Source organism: Polaromonas sp. (genome assembly GCF_030682935.1).
Lineage (GTDB): Bacteria > Pseudomonadota > Gammaproteobacteria > Burkholderiales > Burkholderiaceae_C > Polaromonas.
Map to the genome: position 1 here is coordinate 1 of NZ_JAUXNA010000280.1, position 14937 is coordinate 14937.

General features: G+C 65.0%; 16 protein-coding genes. 2 read left to right on the plus strand and 14 right to left on the minus strand.

What is annotated here, in order from left to right; genetic code table 11:
- From Q8K05_RS12830 to Q8K05_RS12845, 4 genes are all read right to left on the minus strand, one after another.
- Positions 1-302: RbsD/FucU domain-containing protein (locus Q8K05_RS12830; RefSeq protein ID WP_305246983.1), on the minus strand; the 302-nt coding region annotated here is incomplete at its 3' end.
- Entirely contained in the window at positions 295-1086 is a 792-nt protein-coding gene (locus Q8K05_RS12835) for an ATP-binding cassette domain-containing protein (protein WP_305246984.1), read from the minus strand. The genes Q8K05_RS12835 and Q8K05_RS12830, both read right to left, overlap by 8 nt.
- Positions 1086-2039, minus strand: a complete 954-nt coding sequence (locus Q8K05_RS12840; protein ID WP_305246985.1) for an ABC transporter permease — start codon at positions 2037-2039, stop codon at positions 1086-1088. The genes Q8K05_RS12835 and Q8K05_RS12840 overlap by 1 nt, the downstream gene beginning before the upstream one ends.
- 130 nt (positions 2040-2169) lie before the next feature.
- Positions 2170-3168, minus strand: coding sequence for a sugar ABC transporter substrate-binding protein (locus tag Q8K05_RS12845; protein ID WP_305246986.1), 999 nt, complete (start codon positions 3166-3168; stop codon positions 2170-2172).
- Positions 3169-3299: 131 nt separating this feature from the next.
- Here Q8K05_RS12845 and Q8K05_RS12850 point away from each other — a divergent pair, with 131 nt between their 5' ends.
- Positions 3300-4298: a carbohydrate kinase family protein gene (locus Q8K05_RS12850; protein ID WP_305246987.1), complete on the plus strand. Its 999-nt coding sequence runs from the start codon at positions 3300-3302 to the stop codon at positions 4296-4298.
- A 207-nt stretch (positions 4299-4505) separates the two neighbouring features.
- On the opposite strand, the gene Q8K05_RS12855 is transcribed toward Q8K05_RS12850, so the two are convergent.
- Entirely contained in the window at positions 4506-4649 is a 144-nt protein-coding gene (locus Q8K05_RS12855; protein WP_305246988.1) for a DUF3149 domain-containing protein, read from the minus strand.
- A gap of 225 nt (positions 4650-4874) precedes the next feature.
- Positions 4875-5381 carry a hemerythrin domain-containing protein gene (locus Q8K05_RS12860; protein WP_305246989.1) on the minus strand — a complete coding sequence of 169 codons (507 nt, stop codon included), beginning with the start codon at positions 5379-5381 and terminating at the stop codon, positions 4875-4877.
- Between the two features lie 203 nt (positions 5382-5584).
- Here Q8K05_RS12860 and Q8K05_RS12865 point away from each other — a divergent pair, with 203 nt between their 5' ends.
- Complete coding sequence (locus Q8K05_RS12865) at positions 5585-6022, plus strand: universal stress protein (protein WP_305246990.1); 438 nt, start codon at positions 5585-5587, stop codon at positions 6020-6022.
- A gap of 50 nt (positions 6023-6072) precedes the next feature.
- Here Q8K05_RS12865 and Q8K05_RS12870 read toward each other — a convergent pair whose 3' ends face one another.
- From Q8K05_RS12870 to Q8K05_RS12905, 8 genes are all read right to left on the minus strand, one after another.
- A complete protein-coding gene (locus Q8K05_RS12870; protein WP_305246991.1) occupies positions 6073-6330 on the minus strand; it encodes an acyl carrier protein in 258 nt (85 codons plus the stop codon).
- 17 nt (positions 6331-6347) lie between these two features.
- Positions 6348-7472 (minus strand): dihydrolipoamide acetyltransferase family protein, encoded by a 1125-nt coding sequence (locus Q8K05_RS12875; protein WP_305246992.1) that lies wholly within the window; start codon positions 7470-7472, stop codon positions 6348-6350.
- Positions 7465-8436 (minus strand): alpha-ketoacid dehydrogenase subunit beta, encoded by a 972-nt coding sequence (locus tag Q8K05_RS12880; protein WP_305246993.1) that lies wholly within the window; start codon positions 8434-8436, stop codon positions 7465-7467. The genes Q8K05_RS12875 and Q8K05_RS12880 overlap by 8 nt, the downstream gene beginning before the upstream one ends.
- Positions 8433-9419: a pyruvate dehydrogenase (acetyl-transferring) E1 component subunit alpha gene (gene pdhA / locus Q8K05_RS12885; protein ID WP_305246994.1), complete on the minus strand. Its 987-nt coding sequence runs from the start codon at positions 9417-9419 to the stop codon at positions 8433-8435. Before pdhA ends, Q8K05_RS12880 begins: the two co-directional genes overlap by 4 nt.
- Complete coding sequence (gene acsA, locus Q8K05_RS12890) at positions 9416-11179, minus strand: acetate--CoA ligase (RefSeq protein ID WP_305246995.1); 1764 nt, start codon at positions 11177-11179, stop codon at positions 9416-9418. Before acsA ends, pdhA begins: the two co-directional genes overlap by 4 nt.
- 155 nt (positions 11180-11334) lie before the next feature.
- Entirely contained in the window at positions 11335-12423 is a 1089-nt protein-coding gene (ald, locus tag Q8K05_RS12895; protein WP_305246996.1) for an alanine dehydrogenase, read from the minus strand.
- Between the two features lie 137 nt (positions 12424-12560).
- On the minus strand, positions 12561-14045 hold the full coding sequence (locus Q8K05_RS12900) for a phospholipase D-like domain-containing protein (protein ID WP_305246997.1): 1485 nt from the start codon (positions 14043-14045) through the stop codon (positions 12561-12563).
- A gap of 34 nt (positions 14046-14079) precedes the next feature.
- Positions 14080-14841, minus strand: a complete 762-nt coding sequence (locus tag Q8K05_RS12905; protein WP_305246998.1) for an SDR family NAD(P)-dependent oxidoreductase — start codon at positions 14839-14841, stop codon at positions 14080-14082.
- Positions 14842-14937 lie beyond the last annotated feature (96 nt).

Here is a 14937-nt window from a genome sequence, read left to right on the forward strand (position 1 = left end):
AAGCTGTCCTGGAGCAAGTCCAGCACTTCACGCTGCAAGGCCGACAGATAGGGCGGTGCCGTGTCCGACACCTGCATGAAGGCCACTGGGTGCGCCACATCAGCGGCCAGCGGCAGCAGCGCGTTGATGGCTTTGACCACCTGCGCCATGCTGGCGCCCGGCAGCCTGAGCACCGGCTTGCCCGCGCCCAGGCTCATGGCCGTGAAGTTGGCATCGGCCAGCAGCAGGGCCTCGTCATGGCCCATTTCCATCAGCAGCTTGAGCAACTCCGGCGTGATGAGGGGATCGATTCCTTTAAGCATGGGCGGCCTCCGGCAGCTCGTCGGCCGACATGGCGCCGGTCATCACCGCCACCGTGTCGCTCATGCTGATGTGTTTCGGGTTCACCACCGCAGCGCGCTTGCCCAGGCGGGCAATATGGATGCGGTCGGCCACTTCAAACACATGCGGCATGTTGTGCGAAATCAGCACCACAGGCAGGCCTTTGTCGCGCACGCGGCGGATCAGTTCCAGCACCATGTTGCCTTCCTTCACGCCCAGCGCCGCCGTTGGCTCGTCCATGATCACGACATGCTGCGCAAAAGCCGCTGCACGGGCCACGGCCACGCACTGTCGCTGGCCACCCGACAGCGTTTCCACCGCCTGCGTCATGGAGCGTATGCCAACCTTGAGGTCGTTCATGCGCGAAATGCTTTCCTCCAGCATTTTTTTCTTGTCCAGCAGGCGCAGGAACTGGGCCAGCCAGCCCGGGCGGCACAGTTCACGGCCCAGGAACAGGTTTTCGGCAATCGTCATGGCAGGCGCAACGGCCAGATCCTGGTATACGGTTTCAATGCCGGATTTGCGCGCATCCATCGGGCTCTTGAAGTGAATCGGCTGGCCGTCCAGAAAAATCTCGCCTTCGTCGGGAATCGTGGCGCCCGACAGGCATTTGATCAGCGAGGACTTGCCGGCGCCGTTGTCGCCAATCACCGCCAGGATTTCACCGGCGCGCAGTTCAAAGTCGGCGCCATCCAGCGCGGTGACCTGGCCGTAGCGTTTGACCAGGCCCCTGGCCTGCATCACGATTTGAGGTTGAGCGTTCATCAACGTACTCCCTTGCGAGACATCTGGTCGGTCGCCACCGCCAGAATCACCAAAATGCCGGTGGCCAGAACCTGGTAGACGGAAGACACGCCCATCAGCGTCAAGCCGTTGCGAAATACACCCACAATCACGGCGCCCACCAGCGTGCCCAGCAGCATGCCGCGCCCGCCAAACAGGCTGGTGCCGCCCAGCACCACGGCGGTGATCGCATCCAGATTTTCCGTTTGTCCGGCATTGGGGTCGCCGGCGCCGGTGCGGGCAACCGACAGCAGCGAGGCAATGCCATAAAACAGGCCGGCAAGCACATACACGCCCAGCAGCACGCGGTCGGTCGGTATGCCGGTCAGGCGGGTTGCCTCCGGGCTGTTGCCCACGGCATAGATATGGCGGCCCGGGGCGGTATCGCGCAGCCAGAGCCAGGTCACCACATAAAGGGCCAGCATCAGCACCACGCCATAACCCATGGAGGTATTGCCGATCATGAATGTGTTGCCCAGGAAGGTCATGCTGGCCGGAATATCGGTCACGGTTTGCGACTGTGAATACAGCTGTGTGATGGCAAAGGCAATGTTCAGCGTGCCCAGCGTAACGATGAAAGGCGGCAGCTTGATGCGGGTCACCAGCAGGCCGTTGATCAAGCCGAACAGCATGGTTACCGCAATGCCGCAGGCAATGGCCACGGGCGCTGACAAGCCGTAGTCGGCGGCAAACTTGGTCATCACGATGCCGCCCAGCGCCATGACCATGCCGCATGACAGGTCAATACCGGCCGTCAGGATGATCAGCGTCTGCCCAATGGCAATCACGCCGACCACCATGATCTGCTGCAGGATCAGCGAGAAATTCTGGGCCGTTAAAAACCGGTCACTCTGGACGCTGAAGAAAATGCAGGCCAGCAGCAACGCAATAAAGGGCCCCAGGGTCGCAAGGGGCGGTAATTTGGAAGTGCTCATGTTGATCTCTCCGGCATGGCTTGTAAGGGCAGGGTTCGCAAGGAGCATTGCAGGCCCGCGTTTGGCGGTAGCCTGCACGGCGTTACCGGTCACCCGAGGATGATGATGGGCAACGGGCTCAAGGGTTTGTTTACTTCTTGCCCCAGCACAGTTCGGTGCCGGTTTTGACATCCTTGCTGTCCACGCCGGGCAGGGCCTTGGCGGCAATCAGGGTCACGCCGGTATCGGTGTAGCCGCTGACCTTCTTGCCAGTCCTGGCATATTCCACGCCGGCCGCCACGCCCATGGCGGCCATCTTCAGCGGATATTGCTGCGCGGTGGCGCTGATGACACCAGCACCCACGTCCCGGATGCCGGCGCAGCCGCCGTCCACCGACACAATGACCACGTCTTTTTCTTTGCCTGCGGCCTTCACCGCCTTGTAGGCACCGGCTGCTGCGGGCTCATTGATCGTGTAGACCAGGTTGATGCCCGGGTTTTTCTGCAGGCAGTTTTCCATGCTGGTCTGGGCCTTGGCCGCGTCGCCAAAGGTGTCGGCCATGCAGACCACTTCAGCCGGCTTGGCCAGGTCATTGCTCTTGACGTCCAGCGACTGCAGGCCAAACCCTTGCAGGAAACCGTTGTGACGCTGGGCACCCACCGGGTGGCCTGGCAACAGGTCCATGGTGGCAATCACCGGCTTCTTGCCGCCCAAGGCCGCTTTGGAGTATTGGCCAATCATCACACCCGCTTTGTAGTTGTCGGTGGCAAACAGGCCATCCACGGCGCTGAGCGGGTCGGTCGGGCTGTCCAGTGCAATCACCATCACACCTTTTTGCTGGGCTTTCTTGATGGCCGGAATAATCGCCTTGGCATCGCTGGGCGCAATCAGGATGGTTTTGGCGCCGGCTGCGATCATGTTTTCCATGGCCGTGATCTGTCCGGCATTGTCCCCGTCTGTCTTGCCCGAGCCGGTGATGACTTTGGCACCCAGCTTCTTGCCTTCGGCTTCAGCGCCTTCCTTCATCTTGACGAAGAAGGGGTTGCTGTCGGTCTTGGTGATCAGGCCAATGACGGGTTCTGCCGCAAACGCGTTGCCAGCGGCAAAAGCAAGGGCGGTCAGGGCCAGTGTGGCGGTGGACTTTTTCATGTTGTCTCCTTGGTAAAGGAATGATGGCGGTTTTAATGTTGGGGCTGAAAACCCCAGGGGTTTTACGCTTTACGTTTAGGCGTGTCCGAACTATAGTGGAGACCGACTTACTAAATCAAGTTACTTTATTAATGGAAAACCCTAAGATAACCCCAAAAATTGCAACCGCTGGTGAAGCGCTGATTGACCTGATTGGGCGGCCTGACGGCTTGTTTGAGCCCTGCCTGGGCGGCTCGGTCTTCAATTTCACCCGTGCCATGGCCCGCCAGCGCATCGGCACGCTGTACCTCAATCCCTTGTCGGCCGACCGGTTTGGCCGCCGGCTGGCGCAGGCGCTGCTCGCCGACGGCGTGCAGCTGGCCCGTCCGGAGCCGGTGCAGCAGACCACGTCGCTGGCCGTGGTGGCCTTGAGCGACTCGGGTCACCCCGACTATGCGTTTTACCGTCAGGGTGTGGCTGACCGGGCGGTCTCGGCCGATGAGCTGATGCGTTCGTGCGAAGCAGTCCCCACGCTGGAGATGGTTTGCAGCGGCTGCCTGGCGCTGGCGCCCGAAGATGCGGCGATTTACCTGCCCTGGCTCGCTGCCTGCCGCCAAGCCGGCAAAACCGTGGTGGTCGATGCCAACCTGCGCCCTTCGGTCATGCCCGATATGGCTGCCTACCGCTGCAATGTGCTGGCGGCCCTGGCATTTGCCGACGTGATCAAGGCCAGTGACGAAGACCTGGACCATCTGGGCATTGTCGGTGCCGGTGCCCTGGACAAGGCCAAAATCCTGCTGGCCAGCACGGGTGCGCGCCTGATGGCCCTGACCCTGGGCGGGCAGGGCGCCTGCCTGCTCACCCGCAGCGGCCAGGTCTGGCACGCCCGCGAATCAGATCCGGTTGACGTCGTCGACACCGTGGGTGCGGGCGATTGCTTTCTCGCGGGGCTGCTCACCGCCATGCTGCTGGAAGACGGGCTGGTGCTGGAAGCGCTGGCGGATGCGCCGGCCCGCCGGATACTGTCGCATGCACTGGCCAGCGCCAGCCTGTGCGTGATGCGCCGCGGCTGCGTGCCGCCCAGTCGGGAAGAAGTGCTGGCGCGCATGCAGAATTTCCCTTGCCAGTTGACTTTTGAAATGGGCGTCTGAGTCTTGAACGTCTGGCGTCAAGGCGCCGGTCGGATCACAGTCAGCCAGCTTGACCGGCGATGCGGGAACTGGCCGAGCTGCAACTGGGCAGTTCGGGGCGCGTGTCGGTCGGCAGCATCATGGCGCGGTCGCCCAAGCGGCTATTACGCTGGAGGTCAATTTGATCAAGTATTGGAATTTCAGGGGGGCGCCAGGACGTGACGCGTTTTATTCGCCAGCCTGTTTGGCGTCCTCATCCATCTTGCCCATGAACAAGCAGAGAAAAAACACGCCCATGCCCATCATGAAGGCAATGCCAATGATGCTCATAAGACCGTAGTCGGTGGAGAAGAGGTCGGTCAGAAGTTTCATGTGGCTAGCTCCCAGAGTTGTAAATATCAGTATCAGCCATCCAGCCGCGTTCAAACATGATCCTGATCAAAGTTCGATGCCTTGACTCCGCATTTTTCACCCATCGCCTGGGTCCCATCCGGCGGCACGTTGTTGTTACGTGCCGATCGCAGAACGCCAGAAAAAAGCCAGGCTCAAGCTCGCTTTCCAGTGTGGCCGCCGATTACCGATCCGGCCGGGCAGGGCTCATGCAGGCTGGGCCGCAGACTCTACCGACGCGTGGTCGGAACAACTTGCGCCGCCGCAGCCGTGGATGATGCCTGCCGGCAAGGCCTCGGGCATGGTGACTGTGTCGGTGACCGGGTCGTAGCCGATGCGGCGCAGGTGTAGCGCCAGCGCGGCGTCCATCGACTGGGCGTGCTGTGGGAACCAGATGGCCAACTCCCGCGCCATCTGGCGCACGACCTCCAAGTCACCGGCTTCGCCGCTGGTGATGCCTTCGCGCATTACTTGCAGCACGACTTTGTGCTGCACGCTGTGGCAGTTACTGGATGAAAACCGTGTGCTTTGCATCCATTGGTCCTCACGGCTGAAGTGATCGTCGGTGTGTGCTACCAGCACACGCCAGTGGCTTAGCAGCGCGTCGTCGGCAGCGGTCTCTACCTGCGCCAGCAACACCACAAATTCGCGGTGGGTGTCATCCATCAGGGGGAGGTCCAGCGAAAGTGCGTCTGACCATTCAAGATTCGGCATGTTTTGGGCTCCTGTATGTCCAGGGCAAGAGCTTACGCAACGGCGATCTGAAGGGCTTTGATCCAGGTCATTGAAGCTGCGCTGTCCGCCGTGCGCAGGCCTTATTCAGATGGATTCAACCGGCTTCTTGACGTCGGTCAAGGTGACAGCAGCAGGGCTCACCATAATGAGAATTTGCCATCAATTCAAAAAGGGTAAGCGTCATGTACAAACATATTCTGGTTCCCGTAGACGGCTCTTCCACCTCGCCGCAAGCCGTGCGTCAGGCGGTGGCCATCGCCGGGGCGTTTGGCAGCGCAGTGACCGCGATTTACGTGATCGACCCCTATCCCTTTACCGGCGTGGGTACTGAATTCGCCTACGGTCAGGCCCAGTATTTGAGTGCGGCCAAGGCCGAGGCCCAAGAGGCGCTCACCGCCACACGGGAGCAGGTGGAGGCGGCAGGGTTGAAAGTCGACACCCGGATGGTTGAAGCCCACGCGACATGGCGCGGCATCGTTGAGACTGCGGATGCGATCAAGGCCGATCTGGTGGTCATGGGCTCTCATGGCCGCCATGGCCTGGAAAAGCTGGTACTTGGCAGCGTGGCGCAGCGGGTGCTTCAGCATGCAACGCAACCGGTGCTGGTGGTGCGCGGCTAAGCCAATGGCCGCACTTTTCGCCGCACTTTAACGCAGTGCGTGCAGGCCCCTCACGCCGGTGCTTGGTGCAATCTGGCCCGCAAATAGTCCAGCAAGTCCTTGAGCGTGACCAGTTGCCCGTAGTCTGATTCGGCAATATCGACCTTCAGCTGCTGGCTTAGCCCAATCAGGAAATTGAGCCAGTCCATCGAGTCCAGGTCCACTTGCAGGCGCAGGGGCCGGTTGTCGCGCAGCAGCGCCACATCAAGCTCGGGCGCAATCGACAGCAGTGTGGCCACTACGGTGCTGCGCAATTCGGAATCGTTCATTCGCGGGTGTCTCCGATTTACAGCGCCTCGGGTTGCTGCAGCAACGCGCGCAACTCGGCCAGAAAAAGCGCGCCACGGTGGCCGTCCGACACCCGGTGATCCGCCGCAAGGCTGGCGGTAACGGTGGACATGATGCCCAGCTTGCCTTCGGTATCCACCCACGGCCGTCGGGCCACGCTGCCAAAGCCCACCAGCGCCACCTGAGGCGGGTAGATCACGCCCATGACCGCTTCCACACCCTGGTCGCCGAGGTTGGTGACGGTCACGCAGGCATCGGTCATTTCGGAACTGCGCAGGGAACCGGCACGGCATCGCTTGACCAGGTCGGCCAGTTCCTGCATGAGCGGCCCCAGCGGCTTGCTGTCCACGTCGTGCAGGGCGGGGGCGATCAAACCGCCCTGGCGCAGCGAGATGGCTACGCCCAGGTGGACGGCCGCAGCGGGCTTGAACTGATTGTCCTGGTACACGCCGTTGAACTCCGGGTATTTTTTCACTGCCAGCGCGACCGCCTTGAGCTGCAGCACCGCCATCAGCAGCCGCTCGGTGATGGGGCGGCCCGCGTTCTCCTGTTCCAGCCATTGCTGCGCCCGCGCCATCGGGATGGTTTCCAGCAGGTAGTAGTGCGGAATCTCGCGGTTGGAGCGGCTCATGGCGGCGGCGATGGCGCGGCGGGTTTCCAGCTGGCGGTCTGCCGTGGGCGAGGGGGTCGATGCAGCTTTTGCAGCCCCAGCCGATGCAGCGGCCCGTTCGACGTCGGCCAGCGTGACGACGCCGTCCGCGCCGCTTCCCGTGAGCGCGCGGGTGTCCAGGCCCAGCGCCTGTGCCTTCTGGCGTGCTGCGGGGGATATGCGCTGGCGGCTTGTGGCGGCTGGTGCGGCCTCTGGTGCGGCTGGCGGGGCGGTTTCCCCCGGGGCCGTCAAGCTGGCCAGTACCGCACCCACCGGCACCTTGTCGCCGGGCTGCACCAGCAACTCCTGCAGCGTGCCGTCCTGCCAGATCTCGATGTCGATGGCCGCCTTGGAGGTGTCCACGATGGCCACGACCTGCCCCTTGTGCACGGCTTCGCCGGGCTTGACCTTCCACTCCAGCAGCGTGCCTTCGTCCATGTCGGCGCCTAGCGACGGCAGCTTGAACTCAAACATTCAGCAGCCCCTTCACGACGGCGATGATTTTCGCGACTTGCGGCAGCGCGGCGTCTTCCAGGTGTTTGGCATAGGGAATCGGCACCTCCTCGCTGCACACCCGGGCCACCGGGGCATCCAGTTCGTAGAAGCAGTCTTCCATGAGTCGCGCCATGATTTCGGCCGCCAGACTGCCGGTCTTCCAGCCTTCGTCGACGATGACGGCGCGGTGCGTCTTGCGCACCGAGGTGGCGATGGTGACCGTGTCCAGCGGCCGCAGCACGCGCAGGTCAATCACTTCAAGGTCAATGCCTTCGCTGGCCAATTCGCTGGCTGCCTGCATCGCCTTGGGCAGGCTGCCACCGTAGGTGATCAGCGTGAGTTGCGTGCCCGGGCGCCGCACGGCGGCATGGCTGATGTCGCAGTGCCAGTCATCGGGCAGCTCGCCCTCCAGGTTGTAGAGCTGCGCATGCTCGAAAATCACCACCGGGTCCGGGTCGGCCAAAGCCGGGGCGAGCATGCCGCGCGCATCGCCCACTGTCGCTGGCGCCAGCACGCGAATGCCGGGCACGTGGGCGTACCAGTTTTCCAGACTGTGCGAATGCTGGGCCGCCAGCTGCCGGCCTGCGCCCGTGGCCATGCGCACGACCAGCGGCACCGAAAACTGTCCGCCGGACATGTGGCGCAGCGTCGCCGCCGTGTTCACGATCGGGTCCAGCGCCAGCAGGCTGAAGTTCACCGTCATGACTTCAACAATGGGCCGCATGCCCCCGAGCGCCGCCCCGACGCCCGCGCCGACGAATCCCAACTCCGACAGCGGGGTGTCACGAATGCGTTCCGGGCCGAACTCCTCGAAAAAGCCCTTGGACACGGCGTAGCTGCCGCCATAGCGGCCGACATCTTCGCCCATCAGAAAGACGCGCGGATCACTCGTCAGGGCCTCGTGCAGGGCCTGGCGCAGGGCTTCGCGGTAACTGATTTTCATACGCTGCCCTGTGGGGTGTAAACATCTTTCAGCAGATCCTCTATCGGCTCCGGTTCTGCCGCATCTGCATAGGCCACGGCATCTGCCACTTCTGCCTCGGCGCGCGCGTCAAGCACGAGAAACGCCTCCTCGGTCAGGTCCCCGGCGGCCTTGAGTTGCGCGGTGAAGCTGTGGATGGGTCCGCGCTGCTTCCATTGCTCGATTTCCGCCTTGTCGCGGTACAGATCGGGGTCGAACATGGAATGGGCACGGAAGCGGTAGGTGGCGTATTCCAGGAAGAAGGGCCCAGCGCCTGCGCGCACCTGCTGCGCGGCCTGGCGCGTGGCTTCGTGAACCGCCAGCACGTCCATGCCGTCGACCTTGAGGGCGGGGACCTTGTGGCTCGCCGCCTTGGCGCACAGGTCGGTTTGCGATTGGGAACGCGCCAGCGCCGTGCCCATGGCATACAGATTGTTTTCGCAGCAAAACAGCACCGGCAACTGCCACAGCGCGGCCAGGTTCATGGCCTCGTGGAAGACGCCCTCGGCCATGGCGCCTTCGCCAAAAAAGCAGGCCGTGACGCGCGCAATGCCTTGCAGCTTGTCGGCCAGCGCCAGACCCACGGCCAGCGGCAAGCCGCCGCCCACGATGGCGTTGCCGCCATAAAAGCGCCGGTCGGCGTCGAACAGGTGCATGGAGCCGCCGTGGCCGCGGCAGCAGCCGGCCGCCTTGCCATACATCTCGGCCATGATGCTGCGCAGGGGAAGCCCGCGCAGCAGCGCATGACCATGCTCGCGGTAGGTGGCGACGACGTTGTCTTCCGGCGCCAGGGCGCGCAGGGCACCTGTCGCGCAGGCTTCCTCGCCGATGTAGAGGTGCAGAAAGCCGCGGATCTTGCCGGTGCCATAGAGTTCGGCGCACTTTTCCTCCATGCGGCGTATGCGCAGCATGTCGGCCAGCAGCTGCAGCGACAGGGCCTGGCTGGTTTCGGGCAAGAGGGTCATGCGCCGGCCTCCAGCGTGGAGGTGTCGCCTTCCGGCAGGCCCAGCTCGCGCGCCTTGAGCAGGCGCCGCATGATCTTGCCGCTGCGCGTGCGCGGCAGCGTGGCCAGGAAAGCGATTTCCTTGGGCGCCACGGCGGCGCCGAGCTTTTTGCGGGCGTGGCCCAGCAGTTCCATGCGCAATGCTTCGCTGGGCTCGAAGCCTTCTTTCAGCGAGACAAAGGCCTTCACCACTTCGCCGACCAGGGCGTCGGGTTTGCCGATCACGCCGGCCTCGGCCACGGCCGGATGTTCCATCAGCGCGCTTTCCACCTCGAACGGGCCGATCAAGTGTCCGGCCGACTTGATCACGTCGTCGGTCCGGCCGATGAACCAGTAGTAGCCATCGGCGTCAACCCGCGCGAGGTCGCCGGTGAGATACCAGTCGCCCGCGAAGCATTTGCGGTAGCGCTCCTCGTTGTTCAGGTAGCCGCGCAGCATCGATGGCCAGCCGCGCCTGAGCGCCAGTTCGCCATCCCGGTCGGGCTGCTCCAGCACCTCGACCGAGCCGTCGGCGCGCTGCTGCACGATGGCCGCCTCGACACCGGGCAGGGGCAGGCCCATCGAGCCCGGCTTGATGTCCAGTGCCGGCAGGTTCGCAATCATGATGCCGCCAGTTTCGGTCTGCCACCAGTTGTCGTGAATCGGCTTGCCCAGCACGTCCACACCCCACCAGACCGCTTCCGGGTTCAGCGGCTCGCCCACACTGGCGATAAAGCGCAGTTTGGGGTAGCTGTAGCTGCGGGCCAGATCCGCCCCCGCCTTCATGAGCATGCGGATCGCCGTGGGCGCCGTGTACCAGACGCTGACCTGCTGCTCGTGCAGGATGCGCCACCAGCGCCCGGCGTCGAATTCGGCCTCATCGACGATGGAGGTCACGCCGTGCAGCAGCGGCGCGATGATGCCGTAGGAGGTGCCGGTGACCCAGCCGGGGTCTGCCGTGCACCAGAAAATGTCGTCCGGGTGCAGGTCCAGCGCGTAGCGGCCAGTGGCCCAGTGCGTCACCACCGCGCCATGCACATGCAGCGCGCCCTTGGGCGTGCCGGTGGTGCCGCTGGTGAAGTGCAGCAGCGCCGGGTCCTCCGCTTGCGTGGCCACGATTTCGAAGGACTCCGAGGCTTCGGCCATGAGCCGGGCCAGATCGTGCGTGCCTGATGCATCCGTCGGCTGCCCTTCCTCGCCCACCAGCAGCACATGCCGCAAGCTTGGCAGCTGCGCGCGGATTTTTGCCACCTTGCGTTCGTACAGCCCTTCGGTGGTCACCAGCACCGCGCCCTCGCCGAGCTTCAGGCGCGTGGCCAGCGGCTCGGGGCCGAAGGCCGAAAACAGCGGCGAGACCACGCAGCCGTTCTTGAAGCTGCCCAGCACCGCCGTGTACAGCGCCGGAATGCGCCCCGTCAGCACGAACACGCGCTCGCCACGGCCGACGCCCAGCGTCTTGAGCACATTGGCAAAGCGATTGGTGAGACGGGCGAGTTCGAGGTAGCTGATGTCACGCTGACCCTGGCTGCCCAGAAAGCGGAAGGCTACATGATCGGCACGCGCGCCCTGCGCATGGCGGTCCACCGCCTCGTGGGCGATGTTCAGGCCGCCGCCGGGCAGGCCCGCCAGTTCACGACGGGCGGCGTCCCAGGAAAAAGCACGGCATGTGGCCGCGTAATCGGCCAGGTGCGGCGGCACCGCCAGGTCGGCGGGACTCTTGTGAATGATGGCCGGACGAGCCATGGCGCGCTCCTTGAGTTCAGGCCATTGTGGAGACTGTGCGCTGCGCCGCCTTGATGTGAATCAAAGTCGGCGCTTATCCACGAGCCTCATGCTCGGCACTGCGTGTTCCCGTAGCCTTCAAGCGGCCTTCGCGGCCACGGGCGGCCGGTCGCTGCTCAGGCGTAGCCCAGCGCGTGCGTCACCGCGGGATGCGTGACCCGGCCGTCCTGGACATTGAGTCCGTTGGCCAGGTGCGCATCGTCGGCCAGCGCCTGGCGCCAGCCCTTGTCGGCCAGCGCGAGCGCAAACGGCAGCGTGGCATAGGTGAGCGCGAAAGTGGAGGTGCGTGCTACCGCGCCGGGCATGTTGGCCACGCAGTAGTGCACGATGCCATCAACGACGAAGGTCGGCTCGGCGTGGGTGGTCGGGTGGCTGGTCTCGAAGCAGCCACCCTGGTCGATAGAGACATCCACCAGCACCGAACCCGGCCGCATGCGCGCCAGCCACTCGCGGCGCACCAGTTTCGGGGCGGCAGCGCCCGCCACCAGGGCCGCGCCTATGACCAGGTCGGCGTCCAGCACCAGCGCTTCAATGGCGGCTGTTGAGGCGTACTGGGTCCGGATGCGGTTGCCGAACAGCTCGTCAAGACGGCGCAGGCGCTCCGCCGAGCGGTTCACCACCGTGACCTGCGCGCCCAGCCCCGCGGCCATCATGGCGGCGTTGCTGCCCACCACGCCGGCCCCCAGGATTACCACCTTGCCCGGTGCAACACCGGGTACGCCGCCCAGCAGCACGCCAGCGCCGCCACGGGGCTTTTCCAGACAGGCTGCACCGGCCTGGATGGCCATGCGGCCCGCCACCTCGCTCATGGGCGCCAGCAGAGGCAGGCCGCCGGCCGGGCTGGTCACGGTTTCATAGGCGATGGCCGTGACGCCCGAGTCCAGCAGCAGCCGGGTTTGCCCGGGATCGGCTGCGAGGTGCAGGTAGGTGAAAAGAACCTGATCCGGCCGCAGCTGCAGGCATTCATGCGGCTGGGGCTCCTTGACTTTCAGGATCAGGGCCGCCCGGGCGAACACCTTTTCCGGTGTGTCGGCCAGTTCGGCACCGGCGGCCAGGTAGTGGGCATCAAGCAGGCCAATGGCTGCGCCGGCGCTCTTTTCCACCAGCACCTGGTGCCCGTGGGCGACGAGTTCCCGGACACCGTCAGGCGTCGCGCCCACCCGGTATTCGTGGCTCTTGATTTCCTTCGGAATGCCGACGAGCATGACGCGACTCCCTGATGGTGTGGGGAGTCCATGCTGGTCTGTTTGGCCACTACCGCCATTGACGGAGATCACCCGGGCACGAGAAACTGCGATCGAATTGGCCGTGTATTCCTGCACTGAAGGGCGCAAGCCCAGGCTCAAAGATACGGCGACAGCAAGCCGGCCAGGCGGTCGCGCAGTTGCCCGGCCAGCGGCTGATGGTCCAGCGCTGCCAGGTCCAGCGCCTGTGCCTGCGCAAGGCGCTGGTCGACCAGCGCGTCCAGCTGCCGCACCAGTTGCGCGTCATGGCATTCCAGGTTGTATTCAAAATTGAGTCGCAGGCTGCGCGCGTCCCAGTTGGTGGAGCCAATCAGCGACCAGGCCTCGTCCACCAGAAACAGCTTGGAGTGGTCGAACGGCGGGGGTGACAGGTGAATACGGCATCCCGCATGCATCAAGCGGCCCAGTTGCGGGCGCATGGCCCAGTCCAGCAGCGGCAGGTTGCTGCGCACAGGCAGTACGATGTCAACCGTGACGCCGCGCAGCGCCGTGATCTGCAGCGTGGTCAGCAGCACCTCGTCGGGCAAAAAATAAGGCGTCACGATGCACACGCGCCGGCGCGCGCAGGCCAGCGCCCCCAGCATCACCTGCCGCATGTGGTCGATGTCCGCATCGGGGCCGTCGGGCACGCCGCGTGCCAGCACCGGCCCGCAATCGTCGCCCGGTGCAAACCAGGTGCTGCCCAGCAGCGCCTCGCCGGTGCTGAAGGCCCAGTCAATAGAGAACGCACGCTGCATGTCTGCGACGACCGGGCCTTGCACCGCGAAGTGCAGGCAGCGGACCGGCGCGGCCGGCTGGCGTGCCAGCCAGTGCCCGGCGCGAATGTTCATGCCGCCGGTGAAGCCTTGTGCGCCGTCGACGACCATGATCTTGCGGTGGTTGCGCAGATTGGCATAGGTCAGCAGGCCGGGAAAGCGCGGCGGCAGGAAGGCCGCCGCCGTCACGCCGCGAGCGCGCAGGTGCGCCACCATGCTGGTGCGGCTGTAGCGCGCGCCCACGGCATCGACCAGCACGCGCACCGCTACCCCGCGCTGCTGGGCCCGCACCAGCGCGTCGGCAAAGGCGCTGCCGGCTTCGTCGAGGTCAAAAATATAGGTGGCCAGCGTGACCGAACAGCAGGCGCCGTCGATGGCCGCCAGCATCGCGGGGTAGGCCTCGTCGCCGTCTACCAGTGGCGTCACAGCGTTGCCGCGCAGCAGTGCATTGCCGGTGGTCTGTCGGGCCAGGCGGTTGATGCCGGCCAGCGCCGGCGCGCACGGGGCATCGGGCCCGGCGGAGCTGCCAATGGCCGCCAGACTGCCGCCGTCGCGGTGGTGCTCACGCTGCCAGGCCGCCTTCAGGTCCAGCGCCACGCCCGCGCGCTGGATGCGGTTGATGCCCAGCATCAGGTACAGCAGCGCGCCAATAACAGGCGCCAGCCAGGCCAGCCCGATCCAGGCCACCGTGGCCGATACATTGCGCCGGGTCAGCAGCGCGTGCAGCGTCACCGCGAGCGCCAGCGCCACATGCAGCAAGGTGGCCAGCACGGGCAACAGGTTCAGCGCATCGCGCAGGATGCTCTGCAGCCACATCGGCAGGGTCATGATGCGCGCACCATGTATGGCGCCTTGGTAGCGGTCAGCCCGCGTCGCGCACGTCGGCAACAGGGTTGACGCCGAAATCGGCGCGGTGCAGCCAAGCCAGCACCTGCGCGGCTGCGGCTTCGGGCGATGTCAGCAGGCCCCGGTCTTTCAGGCCGACAAAGCGGGCGCGGTCGGGAAACGCGGCGGCATCGGCGCCGCGCAGTTGCACCTGCATGTCGGTGTCGATCACGCCGGGCGCGAGCGCGCACACTTTGGCGCCCCCGGGCTTGAGCGCTTCTTCCAGTGCCAGGCAGCGCGTGAAGTGGTCCAGACCCGCCTTGGCCGCGCAATAAGCGGCCTGCGAGGCCATGGCGCGTCGGCCCAGACCCGAGGAAATGTTCAGCACCTTGCGCGCCGCGGGCCAGTGGGCGGTGGCGTGCAGAAAGGCGGCGGTGAGTTGCCTCGGCGCCTCCAGCCCCACGCGCAGGGCGTGGGCCAGGTCGGCCGCGTCGGCGTCACGGACCGGGCCGATGCGCGGAATCACGCCGGCATTGTTGATCAGGGTGGCGCTGGCATAGGCGTCGGCTGTCTGCGCGGCGAGCCAGTCGGCCAGCCGGGCGCTGGCGGCCGTGCCATCGGCCAGGTCTTGTGACCATTGAACCAGCGCGGCATCGCTGCTTGCCGCCTGTGCGACAAGGGCATCGTGGGTATGGCGAGACAGGCACAGCAGCGTGTGCCCGGGCTGGAGCAGTTGCTGCGCCATGGCCAGGCCCATGCCGCGCGAGGCACCGGTGAGGATGAAGAGGTGTTGTGTCATGCCCACCATGGTAGCGGCCAGCGCCGTGCGCTGGGCCGACAGGCGTCCACCACGATGGGAAATGTTGCGCGCAAGCCGTCACTGCCCGGCGTAAAA